At 40.5% G+C, this 19,721-nt stretch carries 18 protein-coding genes and 2 pseudogenes; 10 read left to right on the top strand and 10 right to left on the bottom strand.

The window, feature by feature from the left end:
• Positions 1 to 6: 6 nt before the first annotated feature.
• Both B7720_RS05850 and B7720_RS05845 read left to right on the top strand, forming a co-directional pair.
• Complete coding sequence (locus B7720_RS05850) at positions 7 to 666, top strand: amino acid ABC transporter permease (RefSeq protein WP_084857032.1); 660 nt, start codon at positions 7 to 9, stop codon at positions 664 to 666.
• Between the two features lie 129 nt (positions 667 to 795).
• On the top strand, positions 796 to 1,578 hold the full coding sequence (locus B7720_RS05845) for a DUF4037 domain-containing protein (protein WP_084857030.1): 783 nt from the start codon (positions 796 to 798) through the stop codon (positions 1,576 to 1,578).
• Between the two features lie 288 nt (positions 1,579 to 1,866).
• On the opposite strand, the gene B7720_RS05840 is transcribed toward B7720_RS05845, so the two are convergent.
• From B7720_RS05840 to B7720_RS05825, 4 genes are all read right to left on the bottom strand, one after another.
• Positions 1,867 to 2,889, bottom strand: coding sequence for a YdcF family protein (locus tag B7720_RS05840; protein WP_084857028.1), 1,023 nt, complete (start codon positions 2,887 to 2,889; stop codon positions 1,867 to 1,869).
• 67 nt (positions 2,890 to 2,956) lie between these two features.
• The gene (locus B7720_RS05835) at positions 2,957 to 3,394 is read right to left on the bottom strand and encodes an Rrf2 family transcriptional regulator (protein WP_001167392.1); all 438 of its coding nucleotides are present in this window, start codon (positions 3,392 to 3,394) and stop codon (positions 2,957 to 2,959) included.
• Positions 3,395 to 3,558: 164 nt separating this feature from the next.
• The gene (locus tag B7720_RS05830; protein WP_084857025.1) at positions 3,559 to 4,500 is read right to left on the bottom strand and encodes a hypothetical protein; all 942 of its coding nucleotides are present in this window, start codon (positions 4,498 to 4,500) and stop codon (positions 3,559 to 3,561) included.
• 151 nt (positions 4,501 to 4,651) lie between these two features.
• Positions 4,652 to 5,503: a metallophosphoesterase family protein gene (locus tag B7720_RS05825; RefSeq protein ID WP_084857023.1), complete on the bottom strand. Its 852-nt coding sequence runs from the start codon at positions 5,501 to 5,503 to the stop codon at positions 4,652 to 4,654.
• A 192-nt stretch (positions 5,504 to 5,695) separates the two neighbouring features.
• Here B7720_RS05825 and B7720_RS05820 point away from each other — a divergent pair, with 192 nt between their 5' ends.
• The 3 genes from B7720_RS05820 (at position 5,696) to thrS (ending at position 8,910) form a co-directional block, all read left to right on the top strand.
• The gene (locus tag B7720_RS05820; RefSeq protein ID WP_084857020.1) at positions 5,696 to 6,070 is read left to right on the top strand and encodes a hypothetical protein; all 375 of its coding nucleotides are present in this window, start codon (positions 5,696 to 5,698) and stop codon (positions 6,068 to 6,070) included.
• A gap of 261 nt (positions 6,071 to 6,331) precedes the next feature.
• Positions 6,332 to 6,955: an adenylate kinase family protein gene (locus tag B7720_RS05815; protein WP_084857018.1), complete on the top strand. Its 624-nt coding sequence runs from the start codon at positions 6,332 to 6,334 to the stop codon at positions 6,953 to 6,955.
• A gap of 11 nt (positions 6,956 to 6,966) precedes the next feature.
• The gene (gene thrS / locus B7720_RS05810) at positions 6,967 to 8,910 is read left to right on the top strand and encodes a threonine--tRNA ligase (protein WP_084857015.1); all 1,944 of its coding nucleotides are present in this window, start codon (positions 6,967 to 6,969) and stop codon (positions 8,908 to 8,910) included.
• Between the two features lie 359 nt (positions 8,911 to 9,269).
• Here thrS and B7720_RS05805 read toward each other — a convergent pair whose 3' ends face one another.
• From B7720_RS05805 to B7720_RS05790, 5 genes and pseudogenes are all read right to left on the bottom strand, one after another.
• On the bottom strand, positions 9,270 to 10,319 hold the full coding sequence (locus tag B7720_RS05805; protein ID WP_084857013.1) for a DUF389 domain-containing protein: 1,050 nt from the start codon (positions 10,317 to 10,319) through the stop codon (positions 9,270 to 9,272).
• A 325-nt stretch (positions 10,320 to 10,644) separates the two neighbouring features.
• Positions 10,645 to 10,868, bottom strand: a pseudogene (locus B7720_RS09790) (hypothetical protein).
• An 88-nt stretch (positions 10,869 to 10,956) separates the two neighbouring features.
• A pseudogene (locus B7720_RS09915) lies at positions 10,957 to 11,049 on the bottom strand (peptide ABC transporter); the annotation flags it as partial.
• A gap of 6 nt (positions 11,050 to 11,055) precedes the next feature.
• On the bottom strand, positions 11,056 to 12,030 hold the full coding sequence (locus tag B7720_RS05795; RefSeq protein WP_084857010.1) for a sensor histidine kinase: 975 nt from the start codon (positions 12,028 to 12,030) through the stop codon (positions 11,056 to 11,058).
• Positions 12,023 to 12,700, bottom strand: coding sequence for a response regulator transcription factor (locus B7720_RS05790; protein WP_000548982.1), 678 nt, complete (start codon positions 12,698 to 12,700; stop codon positions 12,023 to 12,025). Before B7720_RS05790 ends, B7720_RS05795 begins: the two co-directional genes overlap by 8 nt.
• A gap of 320 nt (positions 12,701 to 13,020) precedes the next feature.
• On the opposite strand from B7720_RS05790, the gene B7720_RS05785 reads away from it, so the two are divergent.
• The 5 genes from B7720_RS05785 (at position 13,021) to B7720_RS05765 (ending at position 17,725) form a co-directional block, all read left to right on the top strand.
• Complete coding sequence (locus tag B7720_RS05785; RefSeq protein WP_070656934.1) at positions 13,021 to 13,590, top strand: TetR/AcrR family transcriptional regulator; 570 nt, start codon at positions 13,021 to 13,023, stop codon at positions 13,588 to 13,590.
• Positions 13,591 to 13,675: 85 nt separating this feature from the next.
• Positions 13,676 to 14,452: a ferredoxin reductase domain-containing protein gene (locus B7720_RS05780; RefSeq protein WP_084857008.1), complete on the top strand. Its 777-nt coding sequence runs from the start codon at positions 13,676 to 13,678 to the stop codon at positions 14,450 to 14,452.
• 111 nt (positions 14,453 to 14,563) lie between these two features.
• Positions 14,564 to 15,637 (top strand): DUF2974 domain-containing protein, encoded by a 1,074-nt coding sequence (locus tag B7720_RS05775; RefSeq protein ID WP_084857005.1) that lies wholly within the window; start codon positions 14,564 to 14,566, stop codon positions 15,635 to 15,637.
• A gap of 163 nt (positions 15,638 to 15,800) precedes the next feature.
• Positions 15,801 to 16,994, top strand: a complete 1,194-nt coding sequence (locus B7720_RS05770; RefSeq protein ID WP_084857003.1) for a ferredoxin reductase family protein — start codon at positions 15,801 to 15,803, stop codon at positions 16,992 to 16,994.
• Between the two features lie 101 nt (positions 16,995 to 17,095).
• Positions 17,096 to 17,725, top strand: a complete 630-nt coding sequence (locus tag B7720_RS05765) for an MBL fold metallo-hydrolase (protein ID WP_084857000.1) — start codon at positions 17,096 to 17,098, stop codon at positions 17,723 to 17,725.
• A gap of 38 nt (positions 17,726 to 17,763) precedes the next feature.
• Here B7720_RS05765 and B7720_RS05760 read toward each other — a convergent pair whose 3' ends face one another.
• A complete protein-coding gene (locus B7720_RS05760; protein WP_084856999.1) occupies positions 17,764 to 19,656 on the bottom strand; it encodes a M13 family metallopeptidase in 1,893 nt (630 codons plus the stop codon).
• Between the last annotated feature and the right edge of the window lie 65 nt (positions 19,657 to 19,721).

The following is a 19,721-nucleotide window of genomic DNA, read 5'->3' as shown; positions in this document are numbered from 1 at the left end:
GTTACTATGGAATCCATTTTAGAAGTTTTGACCCCAGATAACCTAGTCTTTATCTTTAAAGGATTTGGCTTAACCCTCTACATTTCTCTGATTGCTATCGTCCTCTCGACCCTTATCGGAACAGTGCTAGCCGTCATGAGAAATGGGAAAAATCCTATCTTACGGATCATCTCCAGCATTTATATAGAGTTTGTACGTAACGTTCCCAACCTCCTCTGGATTTTCACCATCTTTTTGGTGTTTAAGATGAAGTCCACACCAGCTGGTATTACTGCCTTTACCCTCTTTACCTCAGCAGCCTTGGCTGAGATTATCCGGGGCGGTCTCAATGCCGTAGACAAGGGACAATACGAAGCAGGAATGTCGCAAGGTTTTACCTCTGTGCAAATCCTCTACCACATCATTCTCCCACAAGCGATCCGCAAAATGTTGCCAGCTATCATTTCTCAGTTTGTAACTGTGATTAAGGATACCAGTCTTCTCTACTCTGTTATCGCTCTACAAGAACTCTTTGGAGCCAGTCAAATTCTCATGGGACGCTATTTCGAACCAGAGCAGGTCTTCAGTCTTTATATCCTGATTGCCTTGATTTACTTTATCTTTAACTTTGCCATTTCTAGCCTGTCTCATAAGCTAGCAAAACGTTGGCAACAAGCTGCAGAATAAAAAAGAAATGTGAACTCAAAACAAGGGTTCACATTTTTTGCTATAAATAAAAAAGAGTAACTCAATGCTATGCAAACGTTTTACTTTTTGGTAAAATGACTTTAAAACCATAAAGCAAGGAGAAAAATTATGATCCACGAACTTTGCAAAGAATTCTCTCAACTGGAACAAGTAGAAGCTATAGCTCTTGGTGGTTCTCGTGCAGGACAAAACTATGATCAAAATTCTGACTATGACGTTTATGTCTATCTCAACTCTTCTATTGATGAGGCGACTCGCCTCAAAATTTTGATTAAATACTGCTCCTATATGGAAATTGGAAACCAGTTTTGGGAGTTAGAGGACGACTGTGTACTAAACAACGGTATTGAAATTGAGTTGATTTATCGTTCGCTGGAGTCGTTTGAACAGGAATTGAACTCAACCGTTTTTCAACATCAAGCCCAAAATGCCTATACAACTTGCATGTGGCATAATCTACTCCACAGCAAGATTTTATACGATCCGAACGGACACTATGCTTCTCTCCAAAAGACTTACCAGATTCCCTATCCACAGGAACTCAAAAAACAGATCATCAAAAGGCAACTCCTTTTGTTAGAACAAGCCATGCCTGCCTTCTCTCACCAAATAGAAAAAGCTATCAAACGCCAAGATTTTCTCAGTATGAATCATCGTACAAGTGAATTTTTTGCTTCCTACTTTGACTTGTTATTTGCGCTCAATGAGCAAACCCATCCTGGTGAAAAACGAATGTTGGAGTACGCAAAGACCAATTGTACTCTCCTCCCTAAGCAATTTGAAGAAACTATTCGCAAGTATTTCCAACTACTCTATCAACCACAACAAGGAGAACAAGCGATCGTAACCTTGCAAACTATCCTGAAGGAACTAAAAGCCATTTTGCCATAGACCAAAAAGAAAATGTGAACCTCTCTGTTGTTGTTCACATTTTTATTTGTCGTTGACTGTAAAATTCTAGTCTACTCATATTCAGTTGCCTATTTTTGACTCTCTCTGAAAATCTGTAACTAGGTTAGAAATTGTTCAATTGATTGACGAGCAATCATGAAACCGTTCCAAAAACCGCACTCACAATCACTTACCCTGCTCTTTCATTACTAGTGACAATTTTTCCCTTAGGGTTACTACAAGATTTTTTAGAGATTCTAACAAGAATTACAATATGAATTTTACATATTACCATAGAACACCTCTATAAGAGAAAATCAGAGCAAAAATCAACAAAACATAGAGGGTGATAAAAAGCCATTTCATCTTCACACATAGAGCAATATACTCTCTAATAAAGGCCGATGGAATATAGTAGGCGGCTGTACGGCAACCAAGGCCATCTCCCTTCATCCCAATACGGCGAGCATAGGTACTGGTACGAAAAACATGATAATCATTGGTCACAAAAAGAAAACGTGGACTAGCCACCAGCTTCTCCCCCATTTCTTTTGAGAAGAGAAGATTCTCATAGGTCGTCGTTGAGTCTTCCTCTAGGAGAATTGCTTCTCTCGGAACATCCGTCACTTCCAGCAAATAATTACAAATTGCCTGAGCTTCGGAAATCTTTTCATCTCCACCTTGACCACCACTTGCGATGATTTTAACATTGGGATTAAGAGACTGGCGATAGGCTTCTACTGCCTTATCAATACGACTCTTTAGTAAGGGAGTCACTTTTTCTCCATTCAACAAGCCTGCTCCGTGAATGATGATAAAATCATAATATTTTTTCTTGGGAATAAAAAGATACAGGATAGAATAAAGCAGAAATCCTGCAAAGGCAAAACCAAAAATCAAATACGAATAAATCAAAAAGAAAAAGATAATATTCACTAGATGATTGGTGTAGAGCAAGCCATTGGTATCGCCCACTCGAATCGCCATGATTACAAAAAAGAATAGAATCACGCAACCTAATCCTAGAGACAAATAATTCGCCTTGGATTTCCCCTCTTTCTTCAATAACACAAATCCGTTATAAATAAGGAAAAAGCCACTTAGAAAAACTAAAAAAGGGAGCAAGAGAAAAATCACTGCAAAGAAAATCATGTGCAATTCTTCTTGCCCAGCCTCATAAAAAAGATTGGCAATAGACAGGTAAGAAAAGAGCAGAGATAAAAGCAAAAGAGCCGGATTCCAGAGACTGCGATTGTCTCTAAAAAACGAAACGAGAAAAAGTAGGACAAAAAATCCTGTGATAAAGTACATAGTCTCCTCCTTTGATGACTACATTGTACCATAATTATAGCAATAGAAAAAGAGAACCTTAGTCCTCTTACTTAGACAGTTTATTCTGAGCATCTGCCACAACCTGAGCCAGACTTGTCTGACGCAGTTGGTTTTCCATAGCTGCTTGAACATCGAACAGTTTTTGGTCCAAAACTGCATGGATATTCGCACCAATTGGGCAATTAGGATTTGGATTGTCATGGAAACTAAAGAGCTTACCGGATTTTCCTAAACACTCCACAGCTTGGTAGACATCCAACAAACTGATATCCTGAAGGTCTTTTATTATCTCAGTTCCTCCCGTACCACGAGCAACTGAAATCAATCCTGCTTTTTTGAGTTGCGATAAAGTCTTACGGATAATGACTGGATTGACTCCGACACTAGCCGCAAGAAAATCGCTGGTTACTTTACTTTCTGTATCCTGCATTGCAATAATAATCATCATATGAGTCGCAATTGTAAATCGGCTTGAAATTTGCATCTTCTTCTCCTTTCATTGATATTTTATTCATCTTTTCCCGTATAAACATTATACCGTTTTTGGTTTTCCTGTCAAATATTATAGACTGATTATCTTCTCCATGCAAAAAGTCCTGTATCCCTCTTGGTAACCGGAACGGCGGAGGAAATACAAAGACTTATTTTTTATGCAATTTTACGGACAATCCCTTTTGTTTTATGACTTGACCAAACCGAGCTGATAGACACCCCAGCACCAACTAAGGTAAACACAGCTAACATAGCTAGATTATAAAAATAGTTATCTGGGAAATCACCGCTAAAGATTAATTCATTCACCACTCGGAAAGCAAAGGCAAACTCAACCCCTAGTTTGGAAACGACTTCCATCGCCAAATCAATTTGATTCACTAGAAAGACAGTAATCACCATCCAAATAGAGGAAATTACAATCCCCTTTCGAGATACCTTTCTTCCAAGGATTTCATATCCTTTAATGGTACAAATCCCCAGAACAATACCCGCTACCATAGCTACATAACCTAGGCGCGCGATAAATAGAGCAACTGCTCCACCAATCAAGGCTCCAAGCAAGGCACCGACTGCTCCAAGAAGAACATTTTCCTTCTGGTTTTGATAAGAATCCACCTCAATCTGAAGGTTGCTCTTCAGCAATTGATAGCTTTCCTCGTTGATAAGGAAAATTGAATCACCTAATTGATAGAGACCAACGGGGCCTTCCTGACCACTGTAGGCACAGACTTGGACGAAATGATGGGTTTCAAGGAATGCAACGAGGTCTGTTATGAGCGTCTGTAACTTTTCAATTGTTTTGGATTTGCGCATGGCACCTTTTACAACAAAAGAAACAAGGTACTGGTTGATAGACAAGGTCGACAAGTTTGGAAGAGATTCACTCTTAAACTCATCCCAAACCATTTCGTTTTCTTCTGAATCCGCAGGATTGCCATTCAAACTCACACTGACACAAAGTCGAAACTGATTTTTCACGTCAGTTTCTTGCAGGAAAAGTAAATAGCCTGACTGCGTGCCATAAATACTACGCGAATCTTCGTCAAATTGCAAGCCCAACTCCGAGGCAATAGCGTGTAACTCTTCTGGTTTCATTATTTGTCTCCTCTTATTTTGAATATCAATTAGTATGAGATTCAAATTATTTATATTCCGTTATTCTAACATATATTTGAGAAGCCGTCAATTCGTATCCAGTTCGACTTATCGCAAAACAGCAGTCACTAGACTATCTTATTTCTACCTCTTAAAACCAATCTTTCTTGTCTCTTTCCATCCAAAGCTCAACATCCCTGTCATAACCTTCTTGTTCACTAATCTGACCTAACAATTCGTGGTTATGAGTATGGTGAATCCCATTTACCAAACTTTCATAGTAGACCTGGAAATAGGGAAGCTTCAAATCCTTAGCCAACTGCAATTCAGCTTCTACATCATAATCCACTCGACGAAAATCAACATCAGACAAACCTGCTTCATCAAACTCTAAAATCATATACTGGGCACGCAAGTCCTTACGCAACCACGCATCTAAAAAGAAGGGTTGCCCAATCGAACCTGGATTAAGAATCAACTGACCATCACTTCCATAACGAAGCAACTGTTGGTGAATATGGCCATATACTGCGATAGAGGCGTGTGGATTCGTCACCAATCTATCAAAATCTTCTTGTTTTCCCGTATGAATCAACTCTCTACCCCAGTTTTTATCAGGGAGATGGTGAGTGATTCCTACCTTCAAATCACCAAACTGACGATGAACTTGCATAGGTTGATTATTGAGATCTTCGATTTCTTCAGGGCTGATCTCCTCTAAGATGTATTGACTTTGACGCAGGAGATAACGATGGCTCGCTTTTGTAGGATCTAACTTGCGATGCAGGCCTCGCCAGAGACTATTCTCCCAATTTCCCAGAACTCTTACTGTAATAGGCAAGCTAGCTAAGAGGTCCAAGATCCTTCTACGTCCTGTCCCTGGCATCAGAATATCTCCTAAAAGCCAGTATTGGTCTACCTCTGCCGCTTTAGCATCAGCCAGTACAGCTTCCAAAGCTGTCGTATTTCCATGTATGTCTGAAAGAACTGCTATTTTGGTCATTCTTTCTCCTTACTCTCTTACTTCTTTTGTTAGTATTATAACAGAAATGCCATAAAATAGAGTCGTTTCTGCTCTCCTAGAAAACTTGGAAAATCACTCCTTTCTTGCTATAATATGAGTAAAGAGAACCTTCATTTATAGCAAGATACTCTTCAGTATCACTCTTTTAGCAAGGATTGGAGGACTATTGCCATGAAAAAATATCTTAAGTATATCCCATACTACCTTGTCATTTTCTTCTTTTACTGGCCACTCTATGAACTCCTCTCTCTATGCATCTCTGACCCATATACACTGAAGGGACTGTACATCTACAACATCATCCTCTTTTCACCTCTGGTAACCTTTATCGTATCGCTACTTTATAGCTATCGATTTCATTTCTCACTTTGGTGGCTACTCGGTATTGGTCTTCTCTATTGCTTTACCATCATCACCTTTGGCGAATTCATCCTACTTTACTTCCTAGCCTATGAACTCTTTGCCCTACTTGGGTTGGCTGCTGGTGTGGGGATCAAGCATGTCTCCCAAAGAGCGAAAAACAAAAAAATTATACAAAAACCTTGAAAATTCTCGCAATCATGCTATAATAATGCATAGAGACAAGTCACTTAGTCCCTTTCTACTAGAGAGTGCGTGGTTGCTGGAAACGCATAGAAAGCCTAAACTGATACTACTCTACTGACTTTTATGCAAACATAAAACGGTGGCCACGTTAAAGCCAATCTGAGGTGTCTCTCTTTTTTGAGGAACATAAATGAAGGTGGAACCACGTTGCGACGTCCTTTTAGGATGTCGTTTTTTGTTTTGTCAGAAGGAGGAAGAACGATGCTTTATATGATTGGCGGATCGCCTTGTAGTGGAAAGTCAACAATTGCCTCACTTCTTGCTAGACAGTATCAACTACTTCATATCAAACTGGATGATTTGGTAGAAGAGATGATGAGTCAAGCAAGTGCAGACTCACAGCCAATTTGCCTTCTTAGGAAGGATAGAAATCCAGAACAAATCTGGATGAGAAAGCCAGAAGAGATGGCAGATGAAGAATGGTGCTTTTATGAAGAGATTTTTCCTTATGTAAAATCTTACTTGATAAAAAATCAAAACAGACCTCTCTTGGTGGAGGGAGCAGGACTTTTGCCTCACTTGGTAAAGGAGCTTGAATGTCAAGTATCATCCTATCTATGCTTGACTCCGACAGCTGATTTTCAAAAAAAGCATTATATACAGAGAGAATGGGTTCCTTATGTCTTAGAGGGTACAACCAACCCCGATCAAGCTTTTGAAAACTGGATGCAACGAGACATTCTTTTTGCTCAAATGGTTCGTAAGGAAGCGGTGAGATTAGGCTATCCTAGCCTCGTAACAGATAGTAGTCAATCAGAGAATCAGACTGCGGAAGAAGTTGCTAGGCTCTTAAAATTGTCCAACAAAAATAGAATAAATATTTAAGGAGAAAACACATGATTAAGATTACTTTCCCAGATGGCGCTGTTCGTGAATTCGAATCTGGCGTTACTACTTTTGAAATTGCCCAATCTATCAGCAATTCCCTAGCTAAAAAAGCCTTGGCTGGTAAATTCAACGGCAAACTCATCGACACGACTCGTGCTATCACTGAAGATGGAAGCATCGAAATCGTGACACCTGATCACGAAGATGCCCTTCCAATCTTGCGTCACTCAGCTGCCCACTTGTTCGCCCAAGCAGCTCGTCGCCTCTTCCCAGACATTCACTTGGGGGTTGGTCCAGCTATCGAAGATGGCTTCTACTACGATACGGACAATCAAGCTGGTCAAATCTCCAACGAAGACCTTCCTCGTATCGAAGAAGAAATGAAGAAGATCGTCAAAGAAAACTTCCCATCTATTCGTGAGGAAGTGACGAAAGACGAAGCACGTGAAATCTTCAAGAACGACCCTTACAAGTTGGAATTGATTGAAGAACACTCAGAAGACGAGGGTGGCTTGACCATCTACCGTCAGGGTGAATACGTGGATCTCTGCCGTGGACCTCACGTCCCTTCAACAGGCCGCATCCAAATCTTCCACCTTCTCCATGTAGCTGGTGCTTACTGGCGAGGAAATAGTGACAATGCTATGATGCAACGTATTTACGGTACAGCTTGGTTCGACAAGAAAGACTTGAAAAACTACCTTCAAATGCGTGAAGAAGCCAAAGAACGTGACCACCGTAAACTTGGTAAAGAGCTTGATCTCTTCATGATTTCTCAAGAAGTTGGTCAAGGACTTCCATTCTGGTTGCCAAATGGTGCCACTATCCGTCGTGAATTGGAACGCTATATCGTCGATAAAGAATTGGCTTCTGGCTATCAACACGTTTACACTCCACCACTTGCTTCTGTAGAGCTTTACAAGACTTCTGGTCACTGGGATCACTACCAAGAGGACATGTTCCCAACTATGGATATGGGAGATGGGGAAGAATTTGTCCTTCGCCCAATGAACTGCCCACACCACATTCAAGTCTTTAAACACCATGTTCACTCATACCGTGAATTGCCAATCCGTATCGCTGAAATCGGAATGATGCACCGTTACGAAAAATCTGGTGCCCTCACTGGTCTTCAACGTGTGCGTGAAATGTCTCTGAACGACGGTCACCTCTTTGTGACTCCAGAACAAATCCAAGAAGAATTCCAACGTGCTCTTCAGTTGATTATCGATGTTTATGAAGACTTCAACCTAAACGAGTACCGTTTCCGCCTCTCTCTTCGTGACCCTCAAGATACTCACAAGTACTTTGATAACGATGAAATGTGGGAAAATGCCCAAACCATGCTTCGTGCTGCCCTTGATGAAATGGGTGTGGACTACTTTGAAGCTGAAGGTGAGGCAGCCTTCTACGGACCAAAATTGGATATCCAAGTTAAGACAGCCCTTGGAAAAGAAGAAACCCTTTCGACTATCCAGCTTGACTTCTTGCTTCCAGAACGTTTCGACCTCAAATATATCGGAGCTGACGGGGAAGAACACCGTCCAGTTATGATTCACCGTGGTGTTATTTCAACCATGGAACGCTTCACAGCTATCTTGATTGAGAACTACAAGGGTGCCTTCCCAACATGGCTTGCCCCACACCAAGTAACTCTCATCCCAGTATCAAACGAAAAACACGTGGACTACGCATGGGAAGTAGCTAAAAAACTCCGTGACCGTGGTGTCCGTGCTGATGTGGATGAACGCAATGAAAAAATGCAGTTCAAGATCCGTGCTTCACAAACAAGCAAGATTCCATACCAATTGATCGTTGGGGACAAAGAAATGGAAGACGGAACAGTCAACGTTCGCCGCTATGGCCAAAAAGAAACACAAACTGTCTCAGTTGATGACTTTGTGCAAGCTATCCTTGCTGATATCGCCAACAAGTCTCGTGTTGAGAAATAAACCATTTAACCTGGGATAAGAATTCCAGCTACCTAAAAAAGAGGTTGGGACAAAAGATCCCGACCTCACTTTTTATTAGCAATCAAACTTTGACGCGGTAGCTGATTGAACTTTTTGTTCGTCTTTTAGACTCCAAAAAGCTCCTAATCATCCTCGCGGGGCTGGGACTACGAAATCGAGACTTTGTCTATCGATTTCTGTCCCACCGCCTTTTTATATTTTGTTTTACCTGAGCTAGTAGTGATTGGTTAAACCACCACAAATGGTATCCTCATAAACAATTCTTTCTATCCACTAACTGTTGGATATAGGATATCCTCCCAAGATTTGCTTTCAAGAGTTAGAACAGTTCAATATCCTCAATCCTTATCTGCTTCATTTTCTTTTACGAGATCTTTTTGTGAATCTTTTTCAGAGAGTTTTTGATCGATATACTTGTTAATAGTTTCATAAAATTCCTTGGTCATCTCACTATCTAATTTTGTCGAATTATGGACTTGATTGACTTTTAATTGAACAGATTGAATACCGTAAGAGGCTTGTTTTTGATGGAGCGTTTCTAATTCTTCTTCTGAAATCGGATCTCCAACAACTGTCAAGACCAATTCATTGCTACTTGACTTGTAGACTTGATTAATGACCGTATGATTGGCGAACTCTTTTCCTACAAACTGTTTGATTCCTTCTTTTCGAGCTTGATCCATCGTCAGAGTGACTGCTGAATAGCTGGCTGGAAGAACCAGTAATACAATCAAGGATATCAACCCAATTCTCATTTTAATGTTTAGCTCTTTAAATGAACTTAAGGGAGATTTTCTCATCAAAATTCTTGTTCCAACAATGTTGGTTAGCATGATAAAGACACAGTTGATCAAAAAAAGATAGAGAGCCCCAAATAAAAATCGTACATTTCCATTAGCTAAACCATATCCTGCAGTACAGATAGGCGGCATCAGAGCTGTTGCAATAGCTACTCCTGGCACAATATTGTTTGCTTCTTTTTTCCTTGACCCAATTACACCTGCTATCCCACCAGCAATAGCAATAAGAACATCCCAAATGGTTGGAGAGGTTCGTGCGATCAGTTCGCTACTTGCATAAGATAAGGGAGAAATCCAGAAATACAGAGTCGAGACAAGTAAGCTGACCATTACTTGAGTAAATAACACCTCTAGAGATTGCTTGATTAAACGGGTATCAAAAATAGCTAAACCAAATCCGAGTCCAACAATCGATGTCATAAGAGGGGAAATCAGCATGGCTCCAATAATGACAGGTGTTGAATTCATATTTAAACCTATAGAGGCAATAAAAATCGCACACATCAAAATCACTGTATCTCTTAATCGCACATGAAGATCATCATATAATTTCTCACGGTATTCACGTGTTGAATAATTTCCGGTCATTGGTTACTCCTTTTATTTCATATAATCTTGTTTCTGCTTGGATGATGGCAGAGAGACTTCTGTTCAATCTTACATATTTTTCTTCTCACATGTTATTCTTTTGAAAATTATCCTTTAAGCATCCGTCAGTCCATCCTTAACATTATATCAAAAATTTTACAGTCTTTCTCTGAAGAAATCTATCAATTTAAAAGATAGAGAAAGGAAGAAATTTTTGTTTCCTTATACAAAAAAAAAACGGTATCTCCTCTGAAAGAAGATGCCGTTTTAATCTTTAAATATGATTGGTGTGTTCGACAATCCATTGCTTCATTTTTATTTTCAATCAGAAGCCATAGTTCCCAAACGTGATGATGGTTAGAAGACCCCCCTTGATTCAGTTGCCGAACAGTTGTGCTCCAGTCCCGTCAAAGTATAGACGTTGCCCATTCACTACCGTGTGTTTGGTTTTCAATTTTGCATCATGCAAACCGCCCAAGGTGTTGCGACCCCCAAGGTAAGCGTGAAAATTATGGCTACTAAGATAGAGTATTCAATATAATCTAGGATTCCTCCGTCAAAAAACTTTCTTTCATTTTTGCCTCTTTTATTTTTTGACTATATTCTAGCCGTTTCCTAGTGTAACATTTTTTTACATCTAGACAATCTTACGGTAACTTCTAGACGTTATCATGAAAATAGAGATATAGACTAGAACAAAAATTCCACAGATGGATAAGGTTATCATCAACTATGCTCACTCAATTATCAGATTCCTATTGGAAAATTTGATGCGAACAGTTGTTCCTGTCCCGACCTCAGACTCGATACGAATCTGGTGCCCCAGTTCTTCAGAAATTTTCTTAGATAGATAGAGGCCAAGTCCAGATGATTGCTGGGTCAAACGGCCATTGTAGCCTGAAAAACCACGTTCAAAGACTCGGAGCACATCACTGTTTTTAATCCCAATCCCCGTATCCTTGATGCAGAGCTCCTGGCCTTCCATATAAATCTCTAGCCCACCTTCCTTGGTGTACTTGAGACTGTTTGAGAGGATCTGCTCGATGACTACCAGTAGCCATTTCTTGTCCGTAACGATTGTCTTATCTAGGTCATGCAGATTGACCGTCAGTCCCTTTTGGATAAAGAAAAGTGCGTACTTACGAACCATATCCTTGACCAAGTCCTCCACTTGAACCTGTTCAAAGACCAAATCATCGTGAAAACTCTCTAAACGTAAGTACTGCAAAACCAGATTGGTATAGGAGTCAATCTTGAAAATTTCCTGTTCCAGTTGCTGCTTGACCTCACGATCAGAGACTTCTGCTACTAAAAGGCGACTTGCTGCAATGGGCGTCTTGATCTGGTGAACCCATAAGGTGTAGTAATCAAGCAAATCCGTCAGCTTGCTCTGCGCTTCCGACTTCTTTTGATACAATTCAGACTGACGCTCTTCGAGTTTTTCTGCTAGCGCACATTCCAGAGGAGACTTGGGGTCTCTCTCAGCATAGAGTACTTCCTGCCGGTAAACCTGAGCTTCTGCAAATATATCCCAAGCCAAAAATAAGAAGGTCAAAAAACTACTGAGCAGAAAGAAATAAAGAAAATAAGTTCCTAGACTAGCAAATAAAAACTGAAAGAGAAGGACGAGAAAGCCTAATGAAAAAATATAGGTAAAAACGCGACTGCGAGAACGCAGATAGGCTAAAAAAAATGATTTCCAATCAAGCATGTTTCAGTCCGTATCCTATTCCTTTCTTGGTTTCGATAAATCCAACCAAACCTTGCTCTTCCAATTTTTTACGCAAACGAGCAACGTTGACAGACAAGGTGTTGTCGTCGATGAAAAAGTCGCTGTTCCAGAGTTCCCGCATCAGGTCATCACGGGCTACGATATTGCCAGCATGTTCAAACAAGACCCGCAAAATTTGAAATTCATTCTTGGTCAAACTCAATACTTCCCCCTGATAGTGCAGATCCATAGACTTGGTATTGAGAATCACACCTGCATACTCTAGCAAACTTTCATCCCGCCCAAACTCATAGGAACGGCGCAACAAGCCCTGAACCTTAGCCAAAAGAACCTGCTGGTCAAAAGGCTTGGTCACAAAATCATCCGCTCCCATATTGATCGCCATGACGATATCCATAGCCTGATCTCTCGATGACAGAAACATGATAGGTACCTTGGAAATCTTGCGAATCTCCTGGCACCAGTGGTAACCATTAAAAAGAGGCAGACCAATATCCATGAGAACCAAATGAGGTTCCGACTGGACAAATAAACTCAACACTTCCATAAAGTCTTCTACCAAAACGACTTCAAAGCCCCACTCAGAGAGCAGTTTCCCCACTTGTTGCCGAATGACTTGATCATCTTCTACTAGTAAAATCTTGTGCATGCGCTCCTCCTTTGTTATTTCTCAAAGTATCAAAACCCTTCATATCAGATTTACGGATCAGTATCTCATGCTGTTTAGCAGCCTATTTCCAAAACCCAGATCAGAAAACAGATGCTAAATAGAGGACATTCCCACTGATATCATACCTTATTTTTAATTATAGTTCCAGCCTTATCCTATATTTTCCTTTTTGTGCTCATTTAGTTAGCGTTTCTTTAACTTATTTAATAGATCTAGCCTTCTTATTGACAAGCCAGCCATGATTTGTTAGAATATGAATGAACGAATAATTTTATTCATTCATGGACAAAGGAGGTTAAATCATATTGGACAAAAAACAAGCTCTAAAAACAGCAGCTTATGACGTTTTTTCGAAAAAAGGTTACAAGGCAACAGGAATTTCAGAAATTGCTCGGCAAGCTGGTGTTGCAGTTGGTTCTTTTTATAACTATTACGAGAGTAAAGAAGCCATTTTTCTAGACATCTATATAGATGAAAACAACCGTGTTCGCCAAGCTATGATCGAAGAACTGGATTGGGAAATTGACATGATCGACCTCATTGGTCAACTATTTGCTCAGTCCAGAACTCTCGTTTCTTCCAATAAAATCCTTGCAGAATGGTACAATCCTGCCATCGCAGATGAGTTGCACAGCTACTATTCCTCGGAAGAAGGCAAAGTCGCAAATCCTTTTCATCAGTTTCTAGTTAAAACTTTTACAAATCGTATGCAGTCTGAAGGGTACTCGCCAGAAAAGATTCAAGATATTTTACAGGTTTATAATCTTTTTTACTATATGGATATGCATATCACGGAAAAAGATTTTCCAGATATTGGCAAAACTGTCGAAATACTTGCGACCAACTTCATTAAAGGAGTTCTAAAATAAAGAATGGATTTCTTTATTTTTTGAAAAGATATGAATGAATAATTTTATAGTTCATTCATAAAATTAAGAACAGGAGTCATAAAAAATGAAAAGAGGTAAAAAAATGTTTATTATCATTCTATCAACACTTGGAGCGCTATGTATTATAACTTTGGGTGCCATCGCTTATCTTGGACGAAGCCAGACATTATCGATAAAATCCATCGAAAACCCCAGCGGAGATCTATATTTAATTCATATCACAAAACCGAGTCATCAAATCTGGAAAGCTGGGGCTTATGCTAAGTTTACACTCCCTGATACCTCGTCTACTGCTAGTAAATATGAACCTAACGGAGAGCAAACCAGTCGATGGCTAACCATTGCCTCCACACCTGATGAAGATGAAATTCTCATTTTGACTCATAATAGTGGTAGCAACTTTAAGAACACCTTGACACATTTACCGGCTGGCAGTGAGATTGAGATGAGTTGGCTGGATTCCTCTTTGACTGTTAAAGATACGAATAAGCCACTAGTTTGCTTTGCATCTGATGTCGGAATTTCTGCTCTACGCCCCCTTATCAAAGAATGGTCTGGTAAATGTCCGATTATTCTCAACCATTTTGACAAAGGAGTTACTATTTTCGATAATGAGATTAAGGAACTGGCTCAAAAAACATCGAATTTTACTTATAAAACTAGCGATGAACTTTCTAAAAGTCAAGCATTTTTAAAACATGCTATTGATGAATACGGCAATCAAGCCAGCTATCTCATCACAGGTCAGCCTGATGATGTAAATGAGATGAAGAAGTTTTTAAAGGAAAATGGGATTGATAGCAAAAACATACAAGTAAGCTCGTTTAGAGGTTTGAAATAGGAGCAATCTATCTTCTATGTATTTCAATCAAACCCTACTAGGTCATTCGAACAAGCCTACTAGCTAATTCTAGGTAAATGTGGTAGGATAAACATAGAGAAAGGAGCTTTTATGGCCAATATTTTTGACTACTTAAATGATGTAGCATACGATTCCTTTTATGACCTCCCCGTTAATGAGTTAGATGTTCTTGCCCTTACTGAATTAACCTACCTTGCTTTTGATAATGTAGTCACCCAAGAACCAAAGCGTCTTATAGATCTTGCACCTCAAATCCCTAGAGACACGACGATGTTGACCAATAAAAATCGTCTCCAGTTATTGAATCAGCTCGCTCAACACAAACGCTTTAAAAATTGCAAGCTCTCAGACTTTATTAACGATATTGATCCTGAATTGCAAAAACAGTTTGCAGCCATGACTTATCGTATCAGTCTCGATACCTATTTGATTGTCTTTCGTGGAACTGATGATAGCATCATCGGTTGGAAAGAAGATTTCCATATGACCTATATGAAGGAAATCCCTGCTCAAAAACATGCCCTCCAGTATTTAGAGAATTTTTTTGCTCAACACCCCAACCAAAAGGTTATCCTAGCAGGACACTCAAAAGGGGGCAATTTAGCTGTCTATGCTGCCAGTCAACTTGATCCAGACTTGCAGAAAAACATTGTCGCTGTCTATACTTTTGATGCCCCTGGACTTCACAAGGAACTAACCGAAACACCTGGCTATCAAAACATGATGGAAAGAACGAAAGTATTTGTTCCACAAGGTTCTATCATCGGGATGATGCTGGAAATTCCGGATAAAAAAATTGTTGTTCGAAGCACTGCCTTGGGTGGTATCGCCCAGCACGATACCTTTAGTTGGCAGGTTAAAGACAAGCACTTTGTCCAACTAGACGAGACCAATAGCGACAGCCAACAAGTCGACACTACTTTCAAGGAATGGGTTGAAACCGTTCCTGACGAAGAACTGCAGCTCTACTTTGACCTCTTTTTTGGAATCATTCTAGACGCAGGCATCTCTTCTATCAACGACCTTTCTTCCTTCAAGGTCATTGAACACATTCACCATCTCTTTGTCCAAGCTCAATCCCTCACTCCCGAAGAAAGAGAAATCATGGGACGCTTAACCCAACTCTTGATTGACACTCGCTACCAAGCTTGGAAAAATCGTTAAGATAAGAAAGTCAATGAACCACCCGATTCGTTGGCTTTTTTAGAAAAAAGGGTCAGAAAAGTTAGACTAAATCACAAACCTTGACTAGAGATTCATTTTTTGTTAAAATGTAACAAATCTTATTACATCTAATATAAGATAAATCCATGAAAGGACTTCTACTATGAAATCATTAAAAGGTATTTTATTTATCGGACTTAGTATGCTTCTGACTATTCTAGCTTGGCTCAGTTCAGGCGCTAATCAGTTTCTAATCCCTGGTTTAGCTCTCACTACCCTCTCACTTACTTTTATACTAGCTAGCCGTTTACCCTTGCTTGAGGCTTGGTTTAACGGACTTGAAAAGATGTATCTAGCTCATAAATTCACGGCGTTTCTATCCATACTCCTACTAACCCTACACAACTTTAGCATGGGTGGTCTCTGGGGTTCGCATTTGGCCGCCCAGTTTGGAAATATTGCTATCTATATCTTTATCAGCATCGTTCTGGTTGCCTATCTGGGACAATATATCCAGTATGAAGCATGGAGATGGATTCATCGATTGGTTTATCTAGCCTATATCTTTGGCCTTTTTCATGTTTTGATGATCATGGGAAATCGTCTCCTCTCCTTTAGTTTCCTAGGTTTTATCTTTGGAATCTATGCTCTTTTAGGCTTGCTTGCAGGTTTTTATATTATTTTCCTTTATCAAAAGGTCGGTTTCACCTATCTTGGAAAAATCGTAGGAATCAAACGACTCAACCACGATACGACTGAAATTGAAATAGAGCTCAGTCATCCTTTCACCTACGAATATGGACAATTTGCCTTTCTAAAAATTTTCCAAAAAGGTTTTGAGACTGCTCCACACCCTTTCTCCATCTCTGGAGGGCAAGGACGAACTCTTTATTTTACGATAAAAAACTCTGGTGACCACACCAAGAATATCTATGACAATCTTCAAGTTGGTAGCAAGGTTGCAGTTGATCGCGCCTATGGGCATATGACTATGGAACATGGTCCAAAGCAGCAAATCTGGATCGCAGGTGGAATTGGAATGACACCTTTCATCTCTTATATCCGGGAGCATCCTATCCTAGACAGGAACGTCCGCTTCTACTATAGTTTCCGTGGAGAGGAAAATGCTGTCTACCTAGATCTACTTCGTGACTACGCCCGTCAAAATGCTAACTTTGACCTGCAGCTGGTCGATAGCAATGAAAAAGGATACCTGACTTTGGATCAAGAAGAAATCCCTGACCAGACTACAGTCTATATGTGTGGACCTCTTCCTATGATGAAGGCCCTTGCCAAGCAAATCAAGAAAAAGAATCCCAAAGCAAAACTCATTTACGAAGGTTTCAAGTTTAAATAAGATCATTGTCCCTCTAACACAAAAGAGGGGCTTTCTTTTCACTTTATTTCCCTCTTCTGTGCTATACTTAGTTTAGTACATTCTTTGAGATTGGAGCCAGTATGAAAATCCATAAAACCGTGAATCCCATTGCCTATGAAAACACTTATTATCTGGAAGGGGACCAACACCTGATTGTGGTTGACCCAGGTAGCCATTGGGAAGCTATTCGCAAGACTATTGAGAAAATAAACAAACCCGTCTGTGCGATTCTCCTGACCCACACCCACTACGACCATATTATGAGTCTGGACTTGGTTCGCGAGACTTTTGGAAATCCTCCAGTTTATGTAGCAGAGAGTGAAGCTAGCTGGCTTTACACTCCTGTAAATAATCTCTCTGGTCTTCCTCGTCACGATGATCTGGCAGATGTGGTCGCAAAACCTGCAGAACACACCTTTGTCTTTCATGACGAATACCAGCTTGAGGAATTTCGTTTTACCGTTCTACCGACCCCAGGGCACTCTATCGGCGGCGTTTCCCTCGTCTTTCCTGATGATCATCTAGTCTTGACTGGAGATGCCCTATTCCGAGAAACTATCGGACGGACAGACCTTCCTACAGGTAGCACGGAACAACTCCTCCATAGCATTCAGACGCAACTCTTCACCCTTCCTAACTACGATGTCTATCCTGGACACGGTCCAGCTACGACTATCGCTCACGAAAAGACTTTTAATCCCTTTTTTTAGAAAACAAAAAACCAAGGATAACATCCTTGGTTTTTGTCTTACCAAATAATCACACGGTCTTCTGGTGAACGCCACATGCCGTCGCCTTCTTTGACATCATAGGTTGTAAAGAAGTCATCGAAGTTTGGTACTTGAACGTTGACACGGAGTTTGGCAGGCGCGTGCACATCGACACTGGCCATGAGTTTCATCAACTCAGGACGGCCTTTCATGCGCCAGATACGAGCAAAGTTGTGGAAAAATTCTTCAACTGAGAAGTCTGGTTCTCTCTTAGCAGCTTCAAGGGCTGCAGCAATTCCGCCCAAGTCAGCAACGTTTTCTGATACAGTTAGTTTTCCGTTGATTCTTGCTCCGTAAGATTCTTGGCCATCAAACTGGTCGATAACTTTTTGTGTTTTTTCTTTAAAGGCAGCATAGTCACTCTCTGTCCACCAATCCTTGAGGCTACCATTTTCATCAAAGGACGCACCATTTGTGTCAAAGGCATGAGAGATTTCATGGGCAATAACAGCACCAATACCACCGTAGTTGGCAGAAGACGACTGATGCAAATCATAGAATGGAGCCTGTAAAATGGCAGCTGGGAAGACAATCAAGTTCTTCTGAGGATTGTAGTAGGCATTGACCATATGAGCTGGCATGCCCCATTCCTTGTAATCAACAGGCTGATTCCACTTGCTCCAGCTGTGCTTGATTTCCACACGCGCAAAGGCTAGGGCATTCTCAAAGAGACTGACAGTTTCGTCCACTACCTTGTCCTTATAGCGTTCTGGCAATTCCTCTGGATAACCGATATAAGGCTTGATGACATTGAGTTTGACAATGGCCTTATCTCGTGTTTCAGGCGTGAGCCAGTCGTTCTTAGCCAAACGTTCCTTATAAACGTCAATCATAGTCGCCACTTTTTTCTCTACGTCTGCCTTAGCTTCTGGAGAGAATTTTTCATGCGCATACCAGAGACCAAGGGCTTGCTTAAAGGGACCTTGGGCCAAGTGATAGGCTGCCTTGACCTTATCCTGAGCTTCTGGAACACCTGAAAGGGCACGACCATAAGCACCTGACAAGACACGAATCTCGTCTGTGAGATAGCTTGTTGAGAGATTGACCACACCCAAAATCAAGGTTGCTTTAAATAGAGGCCACGCTTCTTCACTATAAAACTGATCTGCTGCTTGCCAAAAACGTTCCTCGTCTACGATAACCTTATCTGGAGTTTGTCCAATTACTGCTTGGAAGAAGTCATCCAAAGGTAGGGCAGGAGCAAATTTCTTGAAATCTTCATAAGCATATGGATGGTAGAGTTTGGCATATTCTGAACTTTCTTCGTTAGAAAGCACCACAGCTGCGATACGACGGTCCAATTCCAATCGTTTCTCTAAAAGATCTTCGATTTCTTCATCTGAGAAGTTATAGGCTTTGAGGAGATTAGAAGTACTTTCTTTCCAAAGATTCAATAATTCCTCACGCTGAGGATGGTCTTCGGCATAGTAGGTTGTATCAGGCAAGATAGTTCCTGGAGCACTAGCCCAGAGAACATTGGTTCTAGCATCCATAAAGTCTGGTGATACTCCAAATGGAAGGAAGTTTGGTTTACCTGCTAGTTCAAACTCTGCCAGTTTGCTGGTAAAATCTGCAAAGCTCTCCAAATCTTGGTATTCCTTGAGCAGAGGAAGGACAGGCTTGATTCCATCTGCATCCCTCTTATCAAAATCACGTACCATACGATGGTACTTAACAAAATTTGCGAGGATAGCGTCCTCTGGAACATCTTCGCCTTCCAACCACTTGTCCGTAGTTGCCAGCATTAACTCTTCAATTTCCTCATCAAGGTCAATAAAGCCACCTGTTCGAGATTTATCAGCTGGAATAACAGCTGTTTTTTCCCATTCTCCATTGATTGCATCATAAAAATCGTCTTGATAACGTGTCATCTTGTTCTCGCTTTCATTTTTTCACTTATTCTTAGCTTAGCAAAAAACACTTGGGAATGCAATTA

It is taken from the genome of Streptococcus oralis subsp. oralis (assembly GCF_002096455.1).
GTDB lineage: Bacteria > Bacillota > Bacilli > Lactobacillales > Streptococcaceae > Streptococcus > Streptococcus oralis_CY.
Note: the sequence above shows the minus strand (reverse complement) of the source record. Positions and strands in the feature narration are given on the sequence as shown.

Excerpts from the sequence above, each read along its gene's own strand:
- B7720_RS05850 (WP_084857032.1), top strand. The coding sequence starts at position 7 with ATGGAATCCATTTTAGAAGTTTTGACCCCAGATAACCTAGTCTTTATC.
- B7720_RS05845 (WP_084857030.1), top strand. The coding sequence starts at position 796 with ATGATCCACGAACTTTGCAAAGAATTCTCTCAACTGGAACAAGTAGAA.
- B7720_RS05840 (WP_084857028.1), bottom strand. The coding sequence starts at position 2,889 with ATGTACTTTATCACAGGATTTTTTGTCCTACTTTTTCTCGTTTCGTTT.
- B7720_RS05835 (WP_001167392.1), bottom strand. The coding sequence starts at position 3,394 with ATGCAAATTTCAAGCCGATTTACAATTGCGACTCATATGATGATTATT.
- B7720_RS05830 (WP_084857025.1), bottom strand. The coding sequence starts at position 4,500 with ATGAAACCAGAAGAGTTACACGCTATTGCCTCGGAGTTGGGCTTGCAA.
- B7720_RS05825 (WP_084857023.1), bottom strand. The coding sequence starts at position 5,503 with ATGACCAAAATAGCAGTTCTTTCAGACATACATGGAAATACGACAGCT.
- B7720_RS05820 (WP_084857020.1), top strand. The coding sequence starts at position 5,696 with ATGAAAAAATATCTTAAGTATATCCCATACTACCTTGTCATTTTCTTC.
- B7720_RS05815 (WP_084857018.1), top strand. The coding sequence starts at position 6,332 with ATGCTTTATATGATTGGCGGATCGCCTTGTAGTGGAAAGTCAACAATT.
- thrS (WP_084857015.1), top strand. The coding sequence starts at position 6,967 with ATGATTAAGATTACTTTCCCAGATGGCGCTGTTCGTGAATTCGAATCT.
- B7720_RS05805 (WP_084857013.1), bottom strand. The coding sequence starts at position 10,319 with ATGACCGGAAATTATTCAACACGTGAATACCGTGAGAAATTATATGAT.
- B7720_RS05795 (WP_084857010.1), bottom strand. The coding sequence starts at position 12,030 with ATGCTTGATTGGAAATCATTTTTTTTAGCCTATCTGCGTTCTCGCAGT.
- B7720_RS05790 (WP_000548982.1), bottom strand. The coding sequence starts at position 12,700 with ATGCACAAGATTTTACTAGTAGAAGATGATCAAGTCATTCGGCAACAA.
- B7720_RS05780 (WP_084857008.1), top strand. The coding sequence starts at position 13,676 with ATGAAAAGAGGTAAAAAAATGTTTATTATCATTCTATCAACACTTGGA.
- B7720_RS05775 (WP_084857005.1), top strand. The coding sequence starts at position 14,564 with ATGGCCAATATTTTTGACTACTTAAATGATGTAGCATACGATTCCTTT.
- B7720_RS05770 (WP_084857003.1), top strand. The coding sequence starts at position 15,801 with ATGAAATCATTAAAAGGTATTTTATTTATCGGACTTAGTATGCTTCTG.
- B7720_RS05765 (WP_084857000.1), top strand. The coding sequence starts at position 17,096 with ATGAAAATCCATAAAACCGTGAATCCCATTGCCTATGAAAACACTTAT.
- B7720_RS05760 (WP_084856999.1), bottom strand. The coding sequence starts at position 19,656 with ATGACACGTTATCAAGACGATTTTTATGATGCAATCAATGGAGAATGG.